The sequence below is a fragment of the Pseudomonas syringae group sp. J309-1 genome, from assembly GCF_032582135.1.
GTDB classification, from domain to species: Bacteria; Pseudomonadota; Gammaproteobacteria; order Pseudomonadales; family Pseudomonadaceae; genus Aquipseudomonas; species Aquipseudomonas quasicaspiana.
Genome location: NZ_JAWHNU010000060.1, coordinates 1 through 20,649, shown reverse-complemented (window position 1 = coordinate 20,649; position 20,649 = coordinate 1). Strand labels below are relative to the sequence as shown.

The 20,649-nt window shown below is 55.5% G+C and carries 21 protein-coding genes and 1 pseudogene; 12 read left to right on the top strand and 10 right to left on the bottom strand.

Annotated elements, in window-relative coordinates:
• Window positions 1-438 precede the first annotated feature (438 nt).
• Window positions 439-612: a DUF6026 family protein gene (locus tag RX972_RS24420; RefSeq protein ID WP_049827190.1), complete on the bottom strand. Its 174-nt coding sequence runs from the start codon at window positions 610-612 to the stop codon at window positions 439-441.
• Window positions 613-657: 45 nt separating this feature from the next.
• On the opposite strand from RX972_RS24420, the gene RX972_RS24415 reads away from it, so the two are divergent.
• The 5 genes from RX972_RS24415 to RX972_RS24395 are packed head-to-tail and all read left to right on the top strand — an operon-like array spanning window position 658 to window position 6,124.
• The gene (locus tag RX972_RS24415) at window positions 658-894 is read left to right on the top strand and encodes a hypothetical protein (RefSeq protein WP_147471352.1); all 237 of its coding nucleotides are present in this window, start codon (window positions 658-660) and stop codon (window positions 892-894) included.
• A gap of 54 nt (window positions 895-948) precedes the next feature.
• Window positions 949-1,926, top strand: a complete 978-nt coding sequence (gene gnd, locus RX972_RS24410; protein WP_255879287.1) for a phosphogluconate dehydrogenase (NAD(+)-dependent, decarboxylating) — start codon at window positions 949-951, stop codon at window positions 1,924-1,926.
• Window positions 1,926-3,458, top strand: a complete 1,533-nt coding sequence (gene zwf, locus RX972_RS24405; protein ID WP_316879326.1) for a glucose-6-phosphate dehydrogenase — start codon at window positions 1,926-1,928, stop codon at window positions 3,456-3,458. The genes gnd and zwf overlap by 1 nt, the downstream gene beginning before the upstream one ends.
• Window positions 3,451-4,269, top strand: coding sequence for an HAD family hydrolase (locus RX972_RS24400; protein WP_316879324.1), 819 nt, complete (start codon window positions 3,451-3,453; stop codon window positions 4,267-4,269). The genes zwf and RX972_RS24400 overlap by 8 nt, the downstream gene beginning before the upstream one ends.
• A 37-nt stretch (window positions 4,270-4,306) precedes the next feature.
• On the top strand, window positions 4,307-6,124 hold the full coding sequence (locus RX972_RS24395; RefSeq protein WP_316879322.1) for a glycoside hydrolase family 15 protein: 1,818 nt from the start codon (window positions 4,307-4,309) through the stop codon (window positions 6,122-6,124).
• A 1-nt stretch (window position 6,125) separates the two neighbouring features.
• Here RX972_RS24395 and alkB read toward each other — a convergent pair whose 3' ends face one another.
• The 3 genes from alkB to RX972_RS24380 all read right to left on the bottom strand — a co-directional run bounded on the left by alkB (window position 6,126) and on the right by RX972_RS24380 (window position 7,579).
• Complete coding sequence (alkB, locus tag RX972_RS24390; RefSeq protein ID WP_316879319.1) at window positions 6,126-6,803, bottom strand: DNA oxidative demethylase AlkB; 678 nt, start codon at window positions 6,801-6,803, stop codon at window positions 6,126-6,128.
• Window positions 6,804-7,064: 261 nt separating this feature from the next.
• On the bottom strand, window positions 7,065-7,247 hold the full coding sequence (locus tag RX972_RS24385) for a hypothetical protein (protein WP_122805134.1): 183 nt from the start codon (window positions 7,245-7,247) through the stop codon (window positions 7,065-7,067).
• 26 nt (window positions 7,248-7,273) lie between these two features.
• Window positions 7,274-7,579, bottom strand: coding sequence for a DUF1883 domain-containing protein (locus RX972_RS24380; protein WP_027902683.1), 306 nt, complete (start codon window positions 7,577-7,579; stop codon window positions 7,274-7,276).
• A gap of 168 nt (window positions 7,580-7,747) precedes the next feature.
• Between RX972_RS24380 and RX972_RS24375 the strand changes: the two genes are divergently transcribed.
• Window positions 7,748-8,098 carry a hypothetical protein gene (locus RX972_RS24375; protein WP_316879314.1) on the top strand — a complete coding sequence of 117 codons (351 nt, stop codon included), beginning with the start codon at window positions 7,748-7,750 and terminating at the stop codon, window positions 8,096-8,098.
• Window positions 8,099-8,104: 6 nt separating this feature from the next.
• Here the strand turns inward: RX972_RS24375 and RX972_RS24370 are convergent, their stop codons facing one another.
• Window positions 8,105-8,386 carry a hypothetical protein gene (locus RX972_RS24370; RefSeq protein ID WP_099269500.1) on the bottom strand — a complete coding sequence of 94 codons (282 nt, stop codon included), beginning with the start codon at window positions 8,384-8,386 and terminating at the stop codon, window positions 8,105-8,107.
• A 102-nt stretch (window positions 8,387-8,488) separates the two neighbouring features.
• Window positions 8,489-8,716, bottom strand: coding sequence for a hypothetical protein (locus RX972_RS24365; RefSeq protein WP_410478262.1), 228 nt, complete (start codon window positions 8,714-8,716; stop codon window positions 8,489-8,491).
• A 341-nt stretch (window positions 8,717-9,057) separates the two neighbouring features.
• Here RX972_RS24365 and galU point away from each other — a divergent pair, with 341 nt between their 5' ends.
• From galU to RX972_RS24350, 3 genes and pseudogenes are all read left to right on the top strand, one after another.
• Complete coding sequence (gene galU, locus RX972_RS24360) at window positions 9,058-9,891, top strand: UTP--glucose-1-phosphate uridylyltransferase GalU (RefSeq protein WP_027902687.1); 834 nt, start codon at window positions 9,058-9,060, stop codon at window positions 9,889-9,891.
• 100 nt (window positions 9,892-9,991) lie between these two features.
• Window positions 9,992-11,350: a glutathione-disulfide reductase gene (gorA, locus tag RX972_RS24355; protein WP_316879311.1), complete on the top strand. Its 1,359-nt coding sequence runs from the start codon at window positions 9,992-9,994 to the stop codon at window positions 11,348-11,350.
• A gap of 144 nt (window positions 11,351-11,494) precedes the next feature.
• Window positions 11,495-13,153: pseudogene (locus tag RX972_RS24350) on the top strand (ATP-binding protein); the annotation flags it as partial.
• On the opposite strand, the gene RX972_RS24345 reads toward RX972_RS24350, so the two are convergent.
• On the bottom strand, window positions 13,154-14,128 hold the full coding sequence (locus RX972_RS24345) for a DNA-binding protein (RefSeq protein ID WP_316879309.1): 975 nt from the start codon (window positions 14,126-14,128) through the stop codon (window positions 13,154-13,156).
• Between the two features lie 413 nt (window positions 14,129-14,541).
• On the opposite strand from RX972_RS24345, the gene ahpC reads away from it, so the two are divergent.
• The gene (gene ahpC / locus RX972_RS24340; protein ID WP_027902690.1) at window positions 14,542-15,105 is read left to right on the top strand and encodes an alkyl hydroperoxide reductase subunit C; all 564 of its coding nucleotides are present in this window, start codon (window positions 14,542-14,544) and stop codon (window positions 15,103-15,105) included.
• A gap of 124 nt (window positions 15,106-15,229) precedes the next feature.
• Window positions 15,230-16,792 (top strand): alkyl hydroperoxide reductase subunit F, encoded by a 1,563-nt coding sequence (gene ahpF / locus RX972_RS24335; RefSeq protein ID WP_231672967.1) that lies wholly within the window; start codon window positions 15,230-15,232, stop codon window positions 16,790-16,792.
• Window positions 16,793-16,855: 63 nt separating this feature from the next.
• On the opposite strand, the gene gloA is transcribed toward ahpF, so the two are convergent.
• A complete protein-coding gene (gene gloA, locus RX972_RS24330; protein ID WP_095097829.1) occupies window positions 16,856-17,377 on the bottom strand; it encodes a lactoylglutathione lyase in 522 nt (173 codons plus the stop codon).
• Window positions 17,378-17,551: 174 nt separating this feature from the next.
• Between gloA and RX972_RS24325 the strand changes: the two genes are divergently transcribed.
• Entirely contained in the window at window positions 17,552-18,103 is a 552-nt protein-coding gene (locus RX972_RS24325) for a DUF4946 domain-containing protein (protein WP_316879304.1), read from the top strand.
• A 459-nt stretch (window positions 18,104-18,562) separates the two neighbouring features.
• Here RX972_RS24325 and RX972_RS24320 read toward each other — a convergent pair whose 3' ends face one another.
• Window positions 18,563-18,925: a histone-like nucleoid-structuring protein, MvaT/MvaU family gene (locus RX972_RS24320; protein ID WP_027901819.1), complete on the bottom strand. Its 363-nt coding sequence runs from the start codon at window positions 18,923-18,925 to the stop codon at window positions 18,563-18,565.
• 380 nt (window positions 18,926-19,305) lie between these two features.
• On the bottom strand, window positions 19,306-20,409 hold the full coding sequence (locus RX972_RS24315; protein ID WP_257153452.1) for a tetratricopeptide repeat protein: 1,104 nt from the start codon (window positions 20,407-20,409) through the stop codon (window positions 19,306-19,308).
• Between the last annotated feature and the right edge of the window lie 240 nt (window positions 20,410-20,649).

Sequence of the window (20,649 nt, the reverse complement as noted above, 5' to 3'; positions counted from 1 at the left end):
GCATAGGGTTTGAACGTTAGACAGGGTGTCCGGTCGGATTTTTAGGTGAAACACCCCGGCAGAGGGGCCTGGAACGATTGGTTCGTAAGAGTTGCCGCACGTGTCTCACGTACAGCGCCAGCCCTGTAGGAGGTGTCCGGGTGCCCCTTACAACGCGCTGTCTCGAGGCAAACCTAGAACCTGTAGGCGCGCACGAGCACCGCGAGGCCGCGATAGGGGTGTATCAGACAGGACGCCATCGCTGCCTCGCGGTGCTCGTGAGCTCCTACGGAATACGTTTCAATTCCAGCAGGCGTTGCTGTGTTGAAACTCGAATTCAGAGTGGTTTTTAAATTAGAAAAGAAAGGAATTCGGAGGAGGGTGCTGCCACGGGCAAGCCAGCTGATCGGGCTTGCCGCTATTCGTCACGCTGCGTTGCTCAGAGGCAACGAGTGGGGGTCAGGCTTGAAGGGCGTTGCTGGAGATCATCAACTGCGATTGTTGCAGCATGAGGCTCAAATGAGCGACCTTGCTGAGCAACTGTTCGCGCTCTTCTTTAAGTTGGCGCAGTTCGTCACGACGGATAGTGACATAGAGAGTTTGTGGTGCGGTTGCCGGTAGTACAGTGCCCATTGCTCACCTCGCAAATGGCGGATTCAACATGAAAGGTCTTGGCAAATGACTATCGCGATCCCCGACTCGCCTCTGCTTACCTCTCTATCGGCCACAATTCTGATTTCTTTTGCGCAAAAATGGAACTTTTTTATTTTGGAGGGTCGCGAACGTTTCTTGTTCTTGATTGCTTGTGATTCTCGACTGGTGTCCATTGGCCACCTTGCAGCCCCCGCAGCGCTTGGGATAGCGGGAATTTGCCGCTTTAAAAATCATGCTCATGGCTGGCTCACGACGGAGTGAGCTGTACAATGAGGTAACATTTTTTTGTTTTATCGCGAATTACGGAGCACCAGCATGCAACTTGGAATCATCGGACTGGGCCGCATGGGCGGCAATATCGCAAGACGCCTCATGCTCAATGGCCACACCACCGTGGTGTACGACCGTGATGAATCGTCTCGCAGCGCCCTTGCCAAGGAAGGGTCGACTGCCGTGGCCGATCTGCCTGCGCTGGTGGCAGCCATGGACAAGCCTCGCGCCATCTGGGTCATGCTCCCTGCAGGCGAGCCTACTGAAGAAACCATCAATGTCCTGAGCGACCTGCTTGATGCAGACGACGTGATCATTGATGGCGGCAACACCTTCTATAAAGACGACGTACGTCGTGCTCAGGCGCTGACAGCCAAGGGGCTGCATTATGTCGACGTCGGTACTTCAGGCGGCGTATGGGGTCTTGAGCGCGGCTACTGCATGATGATCGGTGGCGAAGATGAAGTGGTCAGACGTCTTGATCCGCTTTTCGCGACGCTGGCTCCGGGCATGGGTTCAGTTGAGCGCACCAAAGGTCGCAATTCTGCCGATGACCGCGCTGAACGTGGCTACATCCACGCAGGCCCGGCCGGTTCCGGTCACTTCGTGAAGATGATTCACAACGGTATCGAGTACGGCATGATGCAAGCCTTTGCCGAGGGCTTCGATATCCTCAAGCAGAAGAATTCGGAAAACCTGCCGGTCGAGCAACGCTTCGATCTGAACATGGCCGATATCGCCGAAGTCTGGCGTCGCGGCAGCGTGGTCTCCTCCTGGTTGCTGGACCTGACTGCCGATGCATTGGCAACCGACCCGCAACTGGACGCTTATTCCGGTGCTGTGGCCGATAGCGGTGAAGGGCGCTGGACCATCGAGGCGGCCATGGAGCAAGCCGTTCCTGTCCCTGTACTTTCCAGCGCACTGTTTGCCCGCTTCCGTTCACGGCAGAAGAGCTCGTACGCAGACAAAATGCTGTCGGCAATGCGCTTCGGTTTCGGCGGTCACAAGGAAGGTCCTAAATAATGGGTTTATCGCGCAGCACTACCCGGCAAACGCCTGAAGTTGCGCCACCCACCACGCTGTTCCTGTTCGGTGCCCATGGGGACCTTGTAAAGCGCCTGCTGATGCCGGCGCTGTACAACCTGAGCAGGGACGGTCTGGTTGATGAAAACCTGTACATCGTTGGCGTTGACCACAACGCGATCAGCGATGCGGATTTTGCGAAAAAGCTCGAGGATTTCATTCGTCAGGAGGCAGCCAGCAAAGTTGCTGATGACGGTAAGGATCCTCTGGATCCGGAGCTGTGGAGCAAACTGGCTGGCCGTATCAGCTATGTGCAGGGCGACTTCCTCGACGATTCCACTTACAGCGATATCGCCGGGAAAATCAAAAGCACCGGCACCGGCAATGCGGTGTTCTACCTGGCAACCGCTCCGCGTTTCTTCAGTGAAGTAGCCACGCGCCTTGGTTCTTCCGGCTTGCTGAACGAAGCGTCGGGCCAGTTTCGCCGCGTGGTCATCGAAAAACCTTTCGGCTCCGACCTGCCCAGCGCCGTTGCACTCAATGAGTGCCTGCTCAAGGTCATGACCGAGAAGCAGATCTACCGGATCGATCACTATCTGGGCAAAGAGACGGTACAGAATATTCTGGTCAGTCGTTTCTCCAACGCCTTGTTCGAATCCTTCTGGAACAACCATTATATCGACCACGTGCAAATCACTGCCGCCGAAACGGTAGGGGTGGAGACACGCGGCAGTTTTTATGAAAACACCGGTGCGTTGCGGGACATGGTCCCCAATCACCTGTTCCAGTTGCTGGCCATGGTTGCCATGGAGCCCCCGGCGGCCTTTGGCGCGGATGCAGTTCGCGGCGAGAAGGCCAAGGTCATCGGTGCGATTCGCCCCTGGTCTGAAAAGGAGGCACTGGCTAATTCGGTTCGCGGTCAGTACTCGGAAGGCTCCAGGGATGGTGCTGATGTGCCCGGGTATCGTCAGGAAAACAAGGTTGATCCGGCCAGTACCACTGAAACCTACGTGGCCCTCAAGGTCATGATCGATAACTGGCGCTGGGTCGGCGTACCGTTTTACCTGCGCACCGGCAAGCGCATGAGCACGCGCAGCACCGAGATCGCGATTTGCTTCAAGCCAGCGCCCTATGCGCAGTTTCGCGATACCGAAGTCGACCGTATCAAGCCAAACTACCTGCGCATCCATATCCAGCCCAATGAGGGGATGTGGTTTGACCTTTACGCCAAGCGTCCCGGTCCGACCCTGCAAATGGAAGACATCGAGCTGGGCTTTGAGTACAAAGACTTTTTCGAGATGCAGCCTTCTACGGGTTATGAAACCTTGATCTACGACTGCCTCACCGGGGATCAGACCCTGTTCCAGCGTGCCGACAACATTGAAAACGGTTGGCGGGCGGTGCAGCCGTTCTTGGATGCATGGCAGAAGAATCCTCAGGTCGAGCTGTATCCCGCAGGGGGCAATGGACCTGCTTCTGCGGATTCATTGCTGGGCAAAGACGGTCGAGAATGGCGGGATATCAATGCCTGAAGTAAAGACACCGCAAGTTCGTTTCGTGCTTTCCGATATCGATGGGACTTTATTGCGCCCCGATCACAGCTTGAGTCAGGCGACGATCGATGCCGTAGCCCGGTTGCGCGATGCCGGAATCCTGTTCACCGTTGCCAGCAGTCGTCCCCCACGTGCCATGCGCGAACAGATCGAAGCCTTGGGCGTCGATCTGCCGACCGCAGGCTTCAACGGTGCCAATATCGTCGCCCCGGACGGCAGCGTCCTGTTTGCTTACCGCATTGACCCGCTAGCTGCGCGGACCTGCATCGAGCTGTTCTCCGGATACGAGGTAGCGGTGTGGGTGTTCGCCGATGACCAGTGGTTTCTGATCGATCCGCAGGGCGCTTACGTCGAGCACGAACGCACGACTCTTGGTTACGAGCCGGTCCAGGTTGAGAGCTTCGAGCCGTGGCTGGATCGGGTCGACAAGATCGTCGCCGCCAGTACCGATTTCGAGCTCTTGAAGCAGCTCGAAACAACCCTCAACCCGATGATTGAAGGAAAAGCCTTCGCTGCACGCTCGCAGCTTTACTATCTGGATGTGACTGCGCTGGATGCCAACAAAGGCAATGCGCTGGTCACCCTGGCAGGGCAGTTGGGCGTCGACATGGCGCACACCGCTGCACTGGGTGATGGCGGCAACGATGTCGCGATGTTCCATAAAGCCGGGTTTTCAGTTGCCATGGGGCAGGCTGAGGAAAGCGTTCGCAGTCAGGCTGATGTCGTCACCGGCAGTAATCTGGAAGATGGAGTTGCCAGCGCCATTGAGCGCTACATGCTGCCGCGCTGAACGGCTGTTGATGTTTCCCCGATGATGGATGCTGTTCATGGCTGCATTGATCGAAGACTACGCATTGCTCGGCAATTGCAAAACTGCCGCGCTCGTCGCCAGAGATGGCTCGCTTGACTGGCTGTGCTTCCCGCGATTTGATTCACCTGCCTGTTTCGCCGCGCTCCTGGGTGACGTCGACAACGGGCGCTGGAAGCTTGCTCCCAGCCAGCCCCTGATCAGTACCGAGCGACGTTATCGGGAAGGGACCCTGATTCTTGAGACCCTGTTCGAAACCGCTACCGGGCGCGCCATGCTCATTGACTTCATGCCGCCGGGCGAAGGCAGTCACCTGGTTCGGATGGTCGTTGGCCTGAGTGGGCAGGTGTCTTTCGAGATGGACCTTGCGATTCGCTTTGACTACGGCAGCAGTGTGCCATGGGTCGAGAACAAAGGCGGCCAGACCCTCACGGCAGTGGCGGGCCCTGAAATGCTGGTGCTGCGTGCCCCTGAGCCGTTGCGCGCATTCGATCACCACACCGGCTGCCATTTCCAGATCGCCGAAGGCCAGCGCCAGGCGTTTGTCCTGACTCATCAGGCGTCTTTTGAAAGCCTTCATGACGCCATCGATGCTGAATCGGCGCTGGCCGAAACCGAGTATTTCTGGCTTGAATTCTCTGATCGCTGCCCTGACGTCGGCCCCTGGACACAGCAGGTCAAACGCTCACTGATCACCTTGAAGGCGATGACCTATCAGCCCACGGGCGGCATTGTCGCGGCGGTCACTACATCGCTGCCTGAGCAACTGGGCGGTGAGCGCAACTGGGATTATCGGTACTGCTGGCTACGTGATGCGACGATGACGCTGCTGGCGTTCATGAATCTCGGTTACTTCGAGGAGGCGGCTGCATGGCGCGAGTGGTTGATGCGTTCGGTGGCTGGTAATCCTGAACAGATACAAATAATGTACGGGCTTGGCGGTGAGAGACGACTGTCAGAGTTCGAATTGCCCTGGCTGAATGGCTACGAAGGCTCGCGCCCTGTGCGCATCGGCAACGGTGCAGCGACGCAGATGCAACTGGACGTCTATGGCGAAGTCGCTGACGCCATGATTCAGGCTATCAGAGGTGGTTTGCCGCGTCCGCCGCGCAGTATCGCGATTTCTCGCGTGATCATGCCGTTTCTGGAAAAAGTCTGGCATATGCCGGACAAGGGAATCTGGGAGATTCGCTCCGAGCCGCGCCATTTCACTCATTCCAAGGTCATGACATGGGTCGCCTTCGACCGCAATTCGACGTTGCTTGCGGAGTCGGCGCAAACCGAAAAGGAGCGGGCGCTGGCGGTTCACTACCGCAAGGTCGCCGACGACATCCACGCGGATGTCTGCTTAAACGGTTACGACCCGGACATGGGCAGTTTCACACAGACCTACGGTTCCTCGGCGCTGGATGCCAGTCTGTTGCAGATTGCGCTGACCGGTTTCTTGCCGGTTGATGATCCGCGAGTGATTGGCACGGTTGCGGCCATCGAGAAGCACCTCATTCAGGACGGTCTGCTGTTGCGTTACGACACTGAGCGCAGCGTTGATGGTGTATCCGGTCACGAAGGAACGTTTCTGGTGTGCTCGTTCTGGCTGGCGGACGTTTACGTGCTAATGGGTCGTGAGGAAGAGGCCGCGGCGTTATTTGATCGGCTGTGCGGGTTGTGCAACGACCTGGGTTTGCTCGCCGAGCAATACGACCCCAGGGAAAAGCGCATGCTGGGCAATTTTCCTCAGGCGTTCAGCCATATCGGCATTATCAACACCGCCCTCAACCTGCACAAGGTGGTCTGCCCGGTCAAATCACGCGCTGCCAATGAGTCTGCTGCCCTTTAGCTTAATGGGCGCGCCGGAAGGTGAAGTTTATTCGCTGCTCCCCCAGCAAGGGGTGATGGCCGGGCTTGATCGGCAGGACACCGTGAAAGCGCAAACGGTCTTCACCGCCCCAGACCACGACATCACCATGCAACAGCGCTACGCGTTGGGTTTTGTCATTGCGCTGATGGCCACCAAAAAGAAAGATCGCAGGTAGCCCGAGGGAAACTGATACCACCGGCCACTCGTAGTGCTTTTCGTCCTTGTCTTGATGCAGGGACATTTTTGCGCCGGGTATGTACTGGTTAATCAGGCAAGCATCAGGAACAAAACCCGCAAAGCCGCAGGCTTCGGCTGCACGCTGAGCCAGCTCCATGAATGCCGGGGGGATATCCGGCCATGGCAGTTGGGTCTGCGGATCGATTGGGGTATAGCGGTAGCCAGTGCGGTCAGTCATCCAGCCAAAACTGCCGCAACTGCTCAGGGCTGCCGACATGGTAAAGCCGCCCGGCGTCACCATGTGCCGGAACGGGGCTTTGCTGAGCGTTTCTTCCAGGGCGGGCAGTAAGCGCTCAATCTCCGCAAGCGCAAACCCGCGCAGTACCCATGAGCAAGGGCCGATCTGCTCCATGGCGTTACTTTGCGGTGGTTCTTCGGCGAACAGGTCGAAGGTGATTGGCGTTGTGCTTTGCCGTTTCATGAGGTTATGGAGTCCTCAATGCTGAGAGCTGCCTGAAATTGAGATGTCATTTTCAGGACGAGCTTGATGTTGGCCTGCAAATGCAGTTCCGGTGGGAGCGAATTCATTCGCGAAGAGGTCAGTAAATTCACAGTTTGTGTGTTGCCTGAAATGCCGCCTTCCCGAATGAATTCGGTCCCACAGGTTTTGTGTCGCCCATCAGGCTGTGGGCAAACACCGAATGCCGCGCAGCCTATGACAAGGCTTTTCCGAAAAATGGTATTACAGCGCTTTACTGACCTTCACATCGCTGATCACATCGCCGCTTTCACCGTGCATTTTTTCCAGCGCGCTTCTTGCCTCTTCAACGGAGGCAGACTGTAACTGGGCGAATTCGAAGCGGCGTTCGCCGTTGAGTTTGTAGCTGACAGCGTATTTGGTAGTTCTTGGGGCAGGCGTGTTCACGTTGGCTCCTGATTTTTGGGTGTTGATCAGCTCAGTCGAGACGTCGAACGACGGACTATTTTGATCGAATGCGTGAAATTGGTTTTGCGCCCACCGTTGGTGTCCATCTTGCGACCGGCAGTATCAATGGTGATATTCCAGAAGCCGCTGCTCGGGACGGCGATTTTGGCCGGAAATTTGTCGAATGCACCGCCATGATACGTATGACGTCCGCCGTTTTTGAAGGTCCGGAAGTTCGAGTCATTCATCAGGCGGATGTTGCAGAGCTGAGAACACTCGATGACGACCAGATCGTCTTCATTGAGGTGCTCGCGCTGGTGTACGAATTTCATGGGTGTCTCCGACGGTAAGGCTTTTTCAAAAAAGTCAAAACGATAACATGGCGAAGGTCGGCGTTTATCGGCGATTAAGATTTTATTGCAGTCATATCGGTAAAAACGACTTTATACGGGATTTAATTCCCGTCAGGCTTGTCGTAGCACCTTTACCGGGAGGATTGTATGAAATTGGCTGTCGTAATTTTGGCTCTGGCGATGACTGGCTGCGCCACCGTCGAAGATATTGAACATACCCCAGCGACCATGAACGTGATGTCTGGCAAAACTCCGAAAGAATACACTGACTGCTTCGTTGGCAAGATCGCCAGCAGCCGCAAGCCACCTTTGATCGAGCCTCATCATGACGGCCTGCGGATGATCGTTGCGCAGAAATTCAGCAAAGATCCTGCAGCAATTCTGGACGTTGAAAACCGGTCAGGCGGCAGTTCGATCAAGGTCTATGAGCGGTTGGCAAATATGCCGATCCGGCCCAAGGACGTACAGCATGCTGCGACGTTCTGTATTTCGGGCTAAGACGCTTTACTTGCACACGACCAGTACGCTGCGGTTCTTGTAGTTGCCCACATCGACCCCGAGAGTCTTTTCACTTTCGGGGGGCCGTGGCGTGCCATCGGTACCGACGATCTCGTAGCCAGTCCCTGCGCAGGAAGCATCTGCTTTTTCGTAGCAACTGGCCCAAGACATCGCTTCGCCCGAGCAGTCGATGTTCAAGCCCTGTTTGCCGTTCTTCAAGTAGGTGTTGGAGGCGGTTGCACAGCCAGTAAGGCCCAGTACAGCGATAATGGACAAAACTCTGATCATGTTTTTGTACTTCTTCAGGAAAGGCGGGGGAGTAGGTTCAAGGGTTTGATGCTATGACAGACACAGAGAGCCATCGTTCCGACATCATTCGATATGCTTCGATCAGGGTTTGTTTCCGGTGCGTCGACGTGAAGCTTTTGGCTGGTCCTGTAAGACCGCGGCTACTTCAATAGCGGCCTCTTCGCTGGAGAATGGGCCCGCGATGGCTTCATCTTCGGCCGAGCAGGCCCACCACTGGCCATCCTGAAGCTTTTTGATCAGGTAACCGTTTATGTTTTTTACTGATGACATTGCAGCGGTCTCGTGGGTGGCTATGCGGTTGCGCATCATAAAGCGTCAGTTGGGTGGCTGTCTCCTGCGCTTTGCGTTGACATAAATCCTACAAGTTAAACCGTGTTCGGCTACGCTTTCGTGAGCTTTGGATGCTTGCTGAAATCACCGTCTCTGTTGATCAAAACAGAGTATTTGCGCTGGCAGGAAGTGAATCCGGCGGGTGTGAAACCGGGTGCTCAAAGGCGCTTTGATGTTCTTTAAATCTGAAATCGAGCGGAACTATCTGCTCGAGGATTCCTCTACCATGGCATTGAAAGGCCAGAGGCGGACCATTGTAAGGTGATCGCCGCCTGATTAGACTGCGCCGCTAACGCCAACAGCCCTTATAAAGGACTTTTATGATCAAGAAATGCTTGTTCCCCGCAGCCGGTTACGGCACTCGCTTTTTGCCAGCGACCAAAGCCATGCCCAAAGAGATGCTGCCAGTGGTCAACAAGCCGCTGATCCAATACGGCGTGGAAGAAGCTCTTGCTGCAGGCCTTAATGAAATTTCCATCGTCACCGGTCGTGGCAAGCGCGCGCTGGAAGACCATTTCGACATCAGCTACGAGCTGGAAACCCAGATCAAGGGCACCGACAAGGAAAAATACCTGGTTGGCATTCGTAAACTGATCGACGAGTGCAGCTTTTCCTACACTCGCCAGACCGAAATGAAGGGTCTGGGCCACGCAATCCTCAGCGGTCGTCCACTGATCGGTAATGAGGCATTTGCTGTCGTGCTGGCTGACGACTTGTGCGTCAATCTTGAAGGTGAAGGCGTGCTGGCGCAGATGGTCAAGCTGCACAAGCACTATGGCTGCTCGATTGTTGCAATCCAGGAAGTGCCTGCCAACGAAACGCACAAATATGGCGTTATCGCGGGTGAAGAAATCAAGCCGGGCCTGTTCCGTGTCACTGACATGGTCGAAAAGCCTAAGCCTGAAGATGCGCCTTCCAACCTGGCGATCATTGGTCGTTACATTTTGACGCCGGACATCTTCGCGAAGATCGAAGCGACTGAGCCAGGCAAAGGCGGCGAAATCCAGATCACCGACGCTTTGATGAAGCAGGCGGCAGAAGGCAACGTCCTTGCTTACAAATTCAAAGGCACTCGTTTCGACTGCGGCGGCGCTGAAGGGTACATCGAAGCAACCAACTTCTGCTTCGAGCACTTCTACAAGAAAGGCAGTTAAGCAACCGGGAATTCCTCAGGTTTGCTTGCTGGACAAAGCCACCTTCGGGTGGCTTTGTCGTTTCTGACTGATATGCTGTAGCTCTGTTTAGGAGATTTGCATGGCTTACGACTTCGACCTTTTTGTCATCGGTGCCGGATCTGGCGGTGTGCGCGCCGGGCGTTTTGCTGCTGGTTTTGGTGCGCGCGTGGCAGTCGCCGAGAGCCGCTATCTGGGCGGCACTTGCGTCAACGTAGGCTGCGTGCCGAAAAAACTGTTGGTTTATGGTGCGCATTACGCTGAAGATTTCGAACAGGCAAAAAGCTTTGGCTGGACGACCGGAGAGCCGGGCTTCGATTGGCAAACGCTGATTGCCAACAAGGATCGCCAGATCCAGCACCTCAACGGCATTTATCGCAACCTGCTGGTCAACAGCGGAGTGACGCTGCTTGAAGGGCATGCCACGCTCAAAGGTCCCCACGAGGTTGAAGTCAACGGTCAGAGCTACACCGCTGAACATATTCTGATTGCTGTCGGCGGCTGGCCGCAGGTGCCGGATATTCCCGGTCGCGAGCACGCCATTACCTCCAACGAGGCGTTTCATCTCAATCAGCTTCCGAAACGTATTGTGGTTGTCGGTGGCGGTTACATCGCGGTCGAGTTCGCTTCGATTTTCCACGGCCTTGGCGCTGACACCACGCTGATGTATCGCGGGGAAATGTTCCTGCGCGGATTTGATGGCAGCGTGCGCACTCATTTGCACGAGGAGCTGACCAAGCGCGGCATGGATGTGCGATTCAATGCGGACATCGAGCGCATCGAAAAGCAGGCTGATGGCAGTCTTCAGCTACTCCTCAAGAATGGTGAGCAGGTGAACACCGACTGCGTGTTCTATGCTACCGGGCGTCGTCCGATGCTCGATAACCTCGGGCTGGAGCACGTCAACGTCAAGCTAGACGAAAAAGGCTTTGTCGACGTTGATGAGAATTACCAAAGCAGCGAACCGTCGATTCTGGCCATCGGCGATGTCATCGGTCGTGTGCAACTGACACCGGTGGCGCTGGCTGAGGGCATGGCTGTAGCGCGACGTTTGTTCAAGCCTGAAGATTACCGGGCGGTTGAATACACGCATATTCCAACCGCTGTTTTCAGTCTGCCCAACATTGGCACCGTCGGCCTTACGGAAGAAGATGCCCGCAAGGCAGGCCATGAGGTGCGGATCTTTGAAAGCAGCTTCCGCCCCATGAAGCTGACGCTGACCGAAAATCAGGAGCGGACGCTGATGAAACTGGTGGTCGATGCCAAAACAGACAAGGTGCTGGGTTGCCATATGGTCGGTCCGGAGGCAGGTGAAATCATTCAGGGATTGGCTATTGCCCTGAAAGCTGGTGCCACCAAGCGCCAGTTTGACGACACGATTGGCGTGCACCCGACACTGGCTGAAGAGTTCGTCACCATGCGCTCACCGGTGGACCGTTAAGCGTTGGCTGCATAAATGATGTATGCCCGGGATTCAGGATGAAGGCCGGGCTGATTCAACTTTCCAGGAAGGACACCCGCAATGAGCAGTCAATTTATTTGGGCGGCGATGCCATTGAATTTCGACGAGCAAGATATAGGTTCTATGCGCAACATTGATGCGTTGCTTGAGAGTGAGCGGCAGTTTCGCAGCCTGGCTGACAACATGAGTCAGTTAGCATGGACAGCGGACTCTGCCGGAAATATCTATTGGTACAACGAGCGCTGGTATACCTATACCGGGGCCTCTCTCGAGGCCATGCGCGCATTGGGTTGGCGTTCGGTGCATCATCCGGAGCACGTCGCCCGGGTGACGGCGCGGCTCACGCACTGTTTCGCGACCGGCTCGATCTGGGAGGACACGTTCCCGTTGCGCAGCAAGAGCGGTGCATACAGCTGGTTCCTGGCGCGGGCCTTGCCGATTCGCGATGAGCGCGGACACATAACCCACTGGCTCGGGACTCACACCGATATCACTGCCCAGGTCAATGCTGAAGAAGCGCTCCGTGAGCTCAATGAAAGCCTTGAGTTGCGAGTGGCCGAACGTACCCGCGAACTGGCTAGTATCAATGAATTGCTGCAGATCGAAATGGCCGAGCGTGAGCAGGCTGAAGAGGCGTTGCGGCACGCGCAGAAAATGGACGCCATTGGGCAGCTCACCGGTGGTATCGCCCATGACTTCAACAACATGCTGACCGGCGTACTGGGTGCCCTGGATCTGATGCAGCGGCGCATCGCGGCTGGCCGTAGCAATGAAATCGATCGCTACATCACGGCCGCCATGACCTCTGCCAATCGTGCTGCCGCCCTGACTCATCGGCTGTTGGCTTTTGCTCGTAGGCAATCGCTGAACAATAGCGCTGTCGATGTGAATCAGATGGTGACGTCGATGCAGGAACTGTTGGCGCGAACCATCGGCGAAAGCATCGAGTTGCGTATCGAACTGAACGATGGCCTGCAACTGACCAGTACGGATGAGCACCAGCTGGAAAACGCATTGCTCAATCTGGTCATCAATGCCCGGGATGCGATGCCTGATGGCGGGCAGCTGACCGTGTCCAGCGAGCACGTCAGTGTTGAGGGTCGATCGAGCGAGATTTCCGCGGGCGAGTACGTTTGCCTGAGTGTCCGTGATACCGGTTCAGGAATGTCTGACGATGTTCTGGGCCGGGCTTTTGACCCTTTCTTCACGACTAAACCGATTGGGCAGGGCACAGGGCTGGGGTTGTCAATGGTCTACGGTTTTATCAAGCAGACTGGAGGTCACGTTCTGATCGACAGCGCTGAGGGGCAGGGTACGGTGGTGCACCTTTACTTGCCTTGCCATCACGATCTGGGTGAGCGCAGTCCGGTTGTGATCGATGGGCTGGAAGCGCCGCGCGCAGTCAATGGCGAGTGCGTGCTGGTGGTTGAAGATGAAGAGCCGGTTCGAATGCTGATGGTTGATGTGTTGCAGGAGTTGGGATATCTGACCCTCGAAGCGGCTGACAGCAAGGCCGCATTACCTTACTTGCAGAGCTCGAGGCGCGTTGACTTACTGGTCAGTGATGTGGGGCTGCCGGGGCTGAACGGGCGTCAGCTGGCTGAAATAGCCCGGCAATACAGGCCCGGGTTGCGCGTCCTGTTCGTGACCGGCTATGCACCTGAAGCTCAGGTCCGTGGAGACTTTCTCGGGAGCGGAATGGACATGATGACCAAGCCCTTTACTGTCGATGAGCTGGGATTGCGCGTGCGAACCATGCTTGAGCTGCGTGATCAAGCCTGATCATTTTGCGTTTTTTGAAGGTGTTGGTTTGGTCTTCGCCTGAGTGGTGGCTCGCAGGTTTTCAAGGGCCAGTTCGGTCTTGATCAGTATCAGTTCCACTACTCGGTTCTGCTGCAATTGGTCAGTCAGTTGCTGGCGAGTGTCGGCACTTTCCTGTTGTGCAGCGCGGGCACGCTCTTCCAGCAGGGCGCAGCGGGTTTCCAATTGTTGGAGCTGCTCAATGGCGTCTGCTGCCTGAGCCGCTTTTTTGTCCAATTGATCATTTTGACTGTTCAGCTCACGCTGGGCGCTGCGGTTTTCTGCCAGCAGGCGCTCGTTGTCACGAGTGAGTCGGGTGATTTCTTCCTGATGCTGCGTGGCGATCTTCTTCGCCTGACGCAGCTCTGCTTCCTGCTCGTCGTTACGCCGCAGCGATAGCTCACGCTGCTCTTTCGCAGATTCGCGGGCGTCCAGGTTTTTCTCTTCCAGTGAGCGGATTTGTTCATCTTTTTCAGCCAGGCGCGTCGCCGCATCCTGATTGATCTGAGTCAGCCGGGCGTTATGGGTCTGCTCGATCTGCAGTCGTTCGCGAGTTGCGAGAAGGGTGGCGGCTTGCTCCTTGAGTTGTTCTGTCTTGCGTTCCAGTCGCGTCGTGGTTTCTGCAAGTTGATTCTGGGTCTTCAGTAATTCTTCCTGTTGCAACTGGCAGGTTGCGTCAAAGCGCGACCGGGCGTCGTCTATGGTTTCTTGTGCCTGACCTTGCAGGCGATGGGCAAGGCGGGTAACCAGCTCGGTCAGCTCGTCGCTGATATCAGCCGGGGTTGTACCTGCCCGGTCAGCTGCGTCCAGCTCTCTTAAATGGCGATGAATCGTTGTTTTAGAGCCCGTGTTGCCCATTTCAATACGTACTGAATCGATGCTCGGGTGCTCGCCGCGGGCGATCAATGCCAGTCGTGCTGTTTGTACCAATGCTTTGCTTACGCCGCCCCGAGCCATTTTGATCGCCTTTATTTCATACTGTGGTATGTACCCTGTAATTACATACTAAATTTGAATTTATATCGAGGGGCGTTTTGTCTGTCGTGGAAGGGCACGGGCCCCGCGAGGCCGCGAAGGTCTTCTGCCTGAGACACCGCCATCGCGGCCTCGCGGTGCTAGTGCGCTCCTACAGATCCAATGTTGGCGGTGCCATAGCGCGGCGTCTGAACGAAGCGTGCGTTCCTACAGGTTCAGTGTTTGTCGGATGAAGGCACAACGCCTGGATTTACGTGCATACCATTTCCTTCTATTAATAAGCTGCCGTTATAGAGAAAACCAATCGACTACATCAGGTTTGCCAATGAGCCTGCATAGGTCATTATGCGTAAGCTCTGTTCCATCGAATTAACAACCCCCTAGGAGAACCACCGATGCCTATCATCAACAGCCAGGTAAAACCGTTCAAAGCCACTGCATTCCAGAACGGCTCTTTCGTAGACGTGTCTGAAGCTGACTTCAAAGGCAAATGGTCTGTCGTCTTCTTTTACCCAGCAGACTTCACCTTCGTATGCCCAACCGAACTGGAAGACCTTGCTGACAACTACGCTGACTTCAAAAAGCTCGGCGTTGAAATCTACGGCGTGTCGACTGACACCCACTTTGCCCACGCTGCATGGCACAACACTTCGCCAGCCATTGGCAAAATCCAGTACCCGTTGATCGGTGACCCGACCCACATCCTGTCCCGTAACTTCGACGTACTGATCGAAGAAGCTGGCCTGGCTGACCGCGGTACTTTCGTGATCAACCCTGAAGGTCAGATCAAAATCGTTGAGCTGAACGATGGTGGTGTTGGTCGTGACGCTTCCGAGCTGCTGCGAAAAGTCAAAGCTGCTCAATACGTCGCTGCTCACCCAGGTGAAGTTTGCCCGGCTAAATGGAAAGAAGGCGAAGCCACCCTGGCTCCATCTTTGGACCTGGTCGGCAAGATCTAAGCCGCATGCATCGGCTGGGGGCGCTGAGCTCTTGAGCAAGTAAACCGCATCGCCCCTAAAAAACGCCCGGGCGACCATCGCCTGGGCGTTGTTTTTTCTACTACAGCAAAAAGGAATCGCCCGCATGTTGGACGCCAATCTTAAAGCCCAGCTGAAATCCTACCTGGAACGGCTTACCCGTCCGGTGGAGATCGTCGCGTCCCTCGATGACGGCGCGAAATCCCAGGAAATGCTGGCGTTGCTCAACGACGTGATCAGTGTTTCGAAGGACATTACCCTCAACGACAGCGGCACCGACGTGCGTACTCCGTCGTTCTCGCTCAATAGCCCGGGACAAGACATCAGCTTGCGTTTCGCCGGTATCCCGATGGGCCACGAATTCACCTCGCTGGTATTGGCGCTGTTGCAGGTAGGCGGCTATCCATCCAAGGCCAGTGCGGACACTATCGAGCAAATTCGCGCTCTTGAAGGCGATTTCACGTTCGAAACCTATTTCTCCCAGTCTTGCCAGAACTGCCCGGATGTCGTCCAGGCACTTAATCTGATGGCTGTGCTCAACCCTAATATCAAGCACGTCGCTATCGATGGCGCGCTGTTCCAGGACGAAGTCACTGATCGCCACATCATGTCGGTGCCAAGCATCTACCTGAACGGCGAGCTGTTCGGTCAGGGCCGCATGGGCCTGGAAGAAATTCTGGCCAAGATCGACACCGGTGCCGGTGATCGTCAGGCACAGAAGCTCAACAGCAAAGATGCTTTCGACGTGTTGGTCGTTGGCGGTGGCCCGGCCGGTTCTGCAGCGGCTGTCTATGCAGCCCGTAAAGGTATTCGTACCGGCGTGGCGGCGGAGCGTTTCGGTGGTCAGGTGCTGGACACCATGGCGATCGAGAACTTCATTTCCGTGCAACACACTGAAGGTCCAAAGCTCGCCGTTGCTCTAGAAGAGCACGTCAAGCAATACGAAGTGGACATCATGAACCTGCAGCGTGCTGACCAGTTGATTGCTGGTAAAGACGGCGCATTGCATGAAGTGAAGTTTGCAAGCGGGGCAAGCCTCAAGGCCAAGACCCTGATCCTTGCTACTGGCGCACGCTGGAGGGAGATGAACGTTCCTGGCGAACAGCAATATCGCAACAAGGGTGTTGCTTACTGCCCGCACTGCGACGGTCCACTGTTCAAAGGCAAGCGCGTCGCGGTCATCGGCGGCGGTAACTCAGGCGTTGAAGCGGCCATCGACCTCGCGGGTATCGTGGCTCACGTCACACTGTTGGAGTTTGATGTGCAGTTGCGTGCTGACGCGGTGTTGCAACGCAAGCTGACCAGCTTGCCGAACGTTACGGTCATCACCAATGCCCAGACCACTGAAGTCACTGGTGACGAGCAGAAGGTCAACGGCTTGCGTTACAAGAACCGTGTGAATGGTGAAGAAGTCACGGTGGAGCTGGAAGGTATCTTCGTGCAGATTGGTCTGCTGCCTAACACCGATTGGCTCAAAGGCAGTATCGAGCTGTCGCCACGCGGTGAAATCGTTGTGGATTCACGTGGCGAAACGTCCATTCCCGGGATCTTCGCTGCAGGTGACGTCACTACCACGCCTTACAAGCAGATCATCATTGCTTTGGGGGAGGGCGCCAAAGCCTCACTCAGCGCTTTTGATCACTTGATCCGGACCTCCGCACCGGCCTAAGCAAATCTTCAGGCGATAAAAAAGGGCCTCATGAATATTCATGAGGCCCTTTTTGCTTTTAGCTTACAGCGGTGTTGGCTGGATGATTTCTACCCAGTAGCCATCCGGGTCCTTGATGAACGCCAGGCTGTTCATACGGCCGTCAGCCAGGCGCTTCTGGAAGTCCACGCCCAGTGCTTCAAAACGTTCGCAGGCAACATGCACGTCCGGCACGGAAATGCAGATGTGACCGAAGCCGCGAGGATCGGCGTTGCCGTTGTGATAGGCGAACGCCGGGTCTTTTTCGGTGCCATGGTTGTGCGTCAGCTCGAGGATGCCCGGGATCGATTTCATCCATACGTTACGAGCAGCGTCGTCTGCCGGAATCTGGCTTTTGTCCACCAGCGCCAGGAAGTACAGGCTGAATTCGGCTTCAGCAAAATCGCGCTTTTCAACCAGACTGAAACCCAACACCCGGGTGTAGAAGTCCAGTGAAGCGGTGATGTCCTTGACCCTCAGCATGGTGTGATTGAACACGAATTGCCGGGTCGCAGCTTCCGGCTCTGCGGTCACGCCAGGGAAGGTATTAAGGTCTTGCAGGCTCATGGATATCTCCGGTTGAGGTCTTCTGTATGCACAAATGATACGGGCCACCCGCGTCGAAGCCAAACCTGTATGGCAAATGAAGTGCGCCGGGCCTTGTTACTGAGGAGCCGGGCGGGCAGACTTCATCGTTTATGCACTCGGTAATGGCTTTTATGGACTTCGGTGACGCCGCTCATGATTGACCCGCGATACAGATATTCATTCATTGGTTTTTGCCTGGTACTGATTGCTGGTGCCGCTCATGCGAGTGACGCGGTGATCCTATGGCCCAGCGGATGGGAGGTCGAAGACCTTAGCGCAGGGCAGTCCGATTCAGTTCAGCCTTCACTACAGTCCCGGCAGCGGGCTGCCAAAAATGATCTGGCAGGCAATCCAGTGATGGTGATGGAACTTACGCAGTCGCGTCTGGCGTCAGGTCACCAGGTCAATGTAGAGGGCGTATTGCTGGAGATGCGTAAGGCCGTGCAGGTCAATTTTGCCCGCAGCGGTTTCCAGAGTGTGTGTACCCGAGTGCGTGCCACGGAGCTGAGCAAAATTCCGGCAGTTGAGACGACGTGTACGATTACCCAGAACGGAGTGCACGTCATGACCCAGACGCTGGTAGCGGCGGCGACAGCCAATACCGCGTGGTCACTGTCCTACGCCGGTTCTGCGGCCGGCTACGCGGAGACGAAGGACGAGGCCTTACAGATCCGCAGCACGCTGCGCCTGGACGGTGCGCAATGATCGCGGAACACGAATTTTAGGCAAAAAGAAGCCCGCCGAAGCGGGCATTGGGGCGCTAATCCTTTAGCAGCCTCTATCTTGGGATAGTGCCTGTGAAAAAATCGTGAATCTCGTGAGAAAAATCTGGAACGCTCGTACTTATAAATATCGGAATAGTCTGACAAGTTCGTATGATAAAACTCATCGTTATTAGCAATGATTGCCGATTCCCTTTAGCGGTTATGGCTCAATCATTATTGGTGATACCTGGGGTATATAAATAGATATCGCTGCCCGAGGCATTAACTGTAGTGGATGTCGTGACCGCGGCGAGGGTGGTCGAACTTTATTGAACGATATTGAACCGCGGTCCGCTATGAAGGAAGCGGTTAATGCGGAAGAATTATATCTGACGCCAGAGAGTTGTCACTCCAATAAAAAAGCCCTGCTGTGCAGGGCTTTTTTATGCAACGAACTTGATTAAGCACGAAGCCATGAGTCGACGGTATCTACGCCGTATTGCTCTTTCCAGGATTTCAGACCGCGGTGGTTACCACCTTTGGTCTCGATCAGTTCGCCGGTATGCGGGTTCTGATAAACCTTTACGACGCGTGCGCGACGGCGCTTTGGCCCTGCGGCTGCCGGCAGGGACGAAGAGCCTTTAGGGTCGAGGATCGTGATGATATCGCGTAGCCCCTTGTCGTAGGTGCTCATCAAAGCCTGGAGCTTCTGTTCGAACTCGATCTCCTTCTTCAGGCCCGCATCATTCTTCAAGGACTCCAGCTGAGCCAGCTGTTCCTGAAGGGCTTTTTCTGCTGCGCGAAACTCTGCAAGTCTGGACAAATAACATACTCCAACGGTGAGTGGCTGTTACCAGCGTCACAAAACGATATGACAAGAACTAGGGCTCACACGCGTATTCGATCCTCCGTTGGGGAATCCAAAGCGCGTTTTTGTCCTGATGAAAATGGGAGCTTCCTGTCGCTTTCGTTTTGATGAAAAAAGGTAGTTGTAATCTGTAGCGGGTAAATCATGCACTTTTTTTTTGACTTAGAAAATAGTTTTGATGCGATTAACCAGGCGCATGGATGATTACAGTTGGTCGCGACGCTACTCATGTTGTCTTATCTGATGAAGTCAGCTGTAAGTTATTTCTGATATTAGACGGCCACAGAAATAGACCGGCTTTATCGTCAACGCGGGTCTCGAGGCGACAGTTTCTGCTATAGCCCCTGCTGCAGCGCGGGGTCGTCGGGGTTCTGCTGTTCAAGCCCGGCTTGCAGTACCTGAACGTTTTGCAACTGTCCGGTTTCCTTCCAGTATCGAATCAATAAAATCCGTGCCTTGCGGTTGGCTGGCTGACGCTGGAGGATTTCAGCCAATTGTTTCTGTGCTGCCTCTACCTGTTCCAGGTCGTGAAGCGCCACGGCCAGATCGTAGCGATAGTCGGTGTTGTCAGGTTCCAGCTCAACAGCCTTGGCCAGTGCCAGCAAGGCATATTCGGTTTGGTCGTGCACCAGCAGCCACATACCCAAGGCGTGCTGAAGCCTTGATGAGTGCGGGTGTTGCGCCAGTAGTTGTGCCAGCAACTGACGTGCGCGCTCGGCTTGCCCTTGCTGGTCGAGTTGATCGAGGTAGGCAATGGCCACATCCAGATTTTTCGGCTCAGCGTCCATTGCGGCCTTCAACACTGAGAGCGCAGTAGTCTTTTCACCGCTGTGTGTCAGTAAACGAGCCAGTTGCAGTTGGTTCGTGCCCGTGGCGGGCTGCGCTTTGAGGCTGGCCGTGCAGAGGTCGACGCTATGTTGCAAGGCTGCGAAGTACAGGCCGAGTTCGTCGGGAGACAAGTCGAGCAAGGCCATGGTCGCAGCCAGACGAACCGCCGCCTCGGGGTCTTCAAGCAATGGCCCCAGCAAGATACTGCGCTTGCCGTCGGGGAGCATTTTTGTGGTGACTTCAATCGCTGCCTGACGGATGAGGACTGAGTCGCTCTGCAGGGCGGCATCCAGCAGTTTAAGTGCCTGGGGGCTCGGGTAGTTGGCAAGCTCGGCCAGCAGGCTGGCGCGACGAATATCGGATAGGTCGTTGCGGGCAAGGTGTTGGTAGAGGACCCTTGCAGCGCCGGGCTTTCCGTTATGCGCGAGCTCCAGGGCTTCACCGTAAGTCTGGCTGAGCACCGGGGGAGCAGGCGGGACGGACCATTGGCGTGTCAGGTAAACGACGCCGATCAGCGCGATCAGGATTAACCCGGCGATTAGTGCTATGCGGCGGCGGGCCGATGTTTTTGAAAAAAAGCCTCGAACAGGCATGAGAGTACCGATATCCATTTCTTTACGGCTTGCAGCTTCGTGGAGGGATGGCTTGGTGTCAAACGGTGTATGTTGAGTGATGGGTATCGATAGCTTTTCCATGCAGTGATTTATGGGTACATATCCGTTATCGCGTTATCGCGTTATCGCGTTATTGGCTTTTATTGGTTGCGCCCTTACGGCGCCTCACTTTTGAACATCCGGAAGCCGGCCCAGACAAAAGTAAGCAAAACGCTCTTGCCCCATCACTCGGCACCT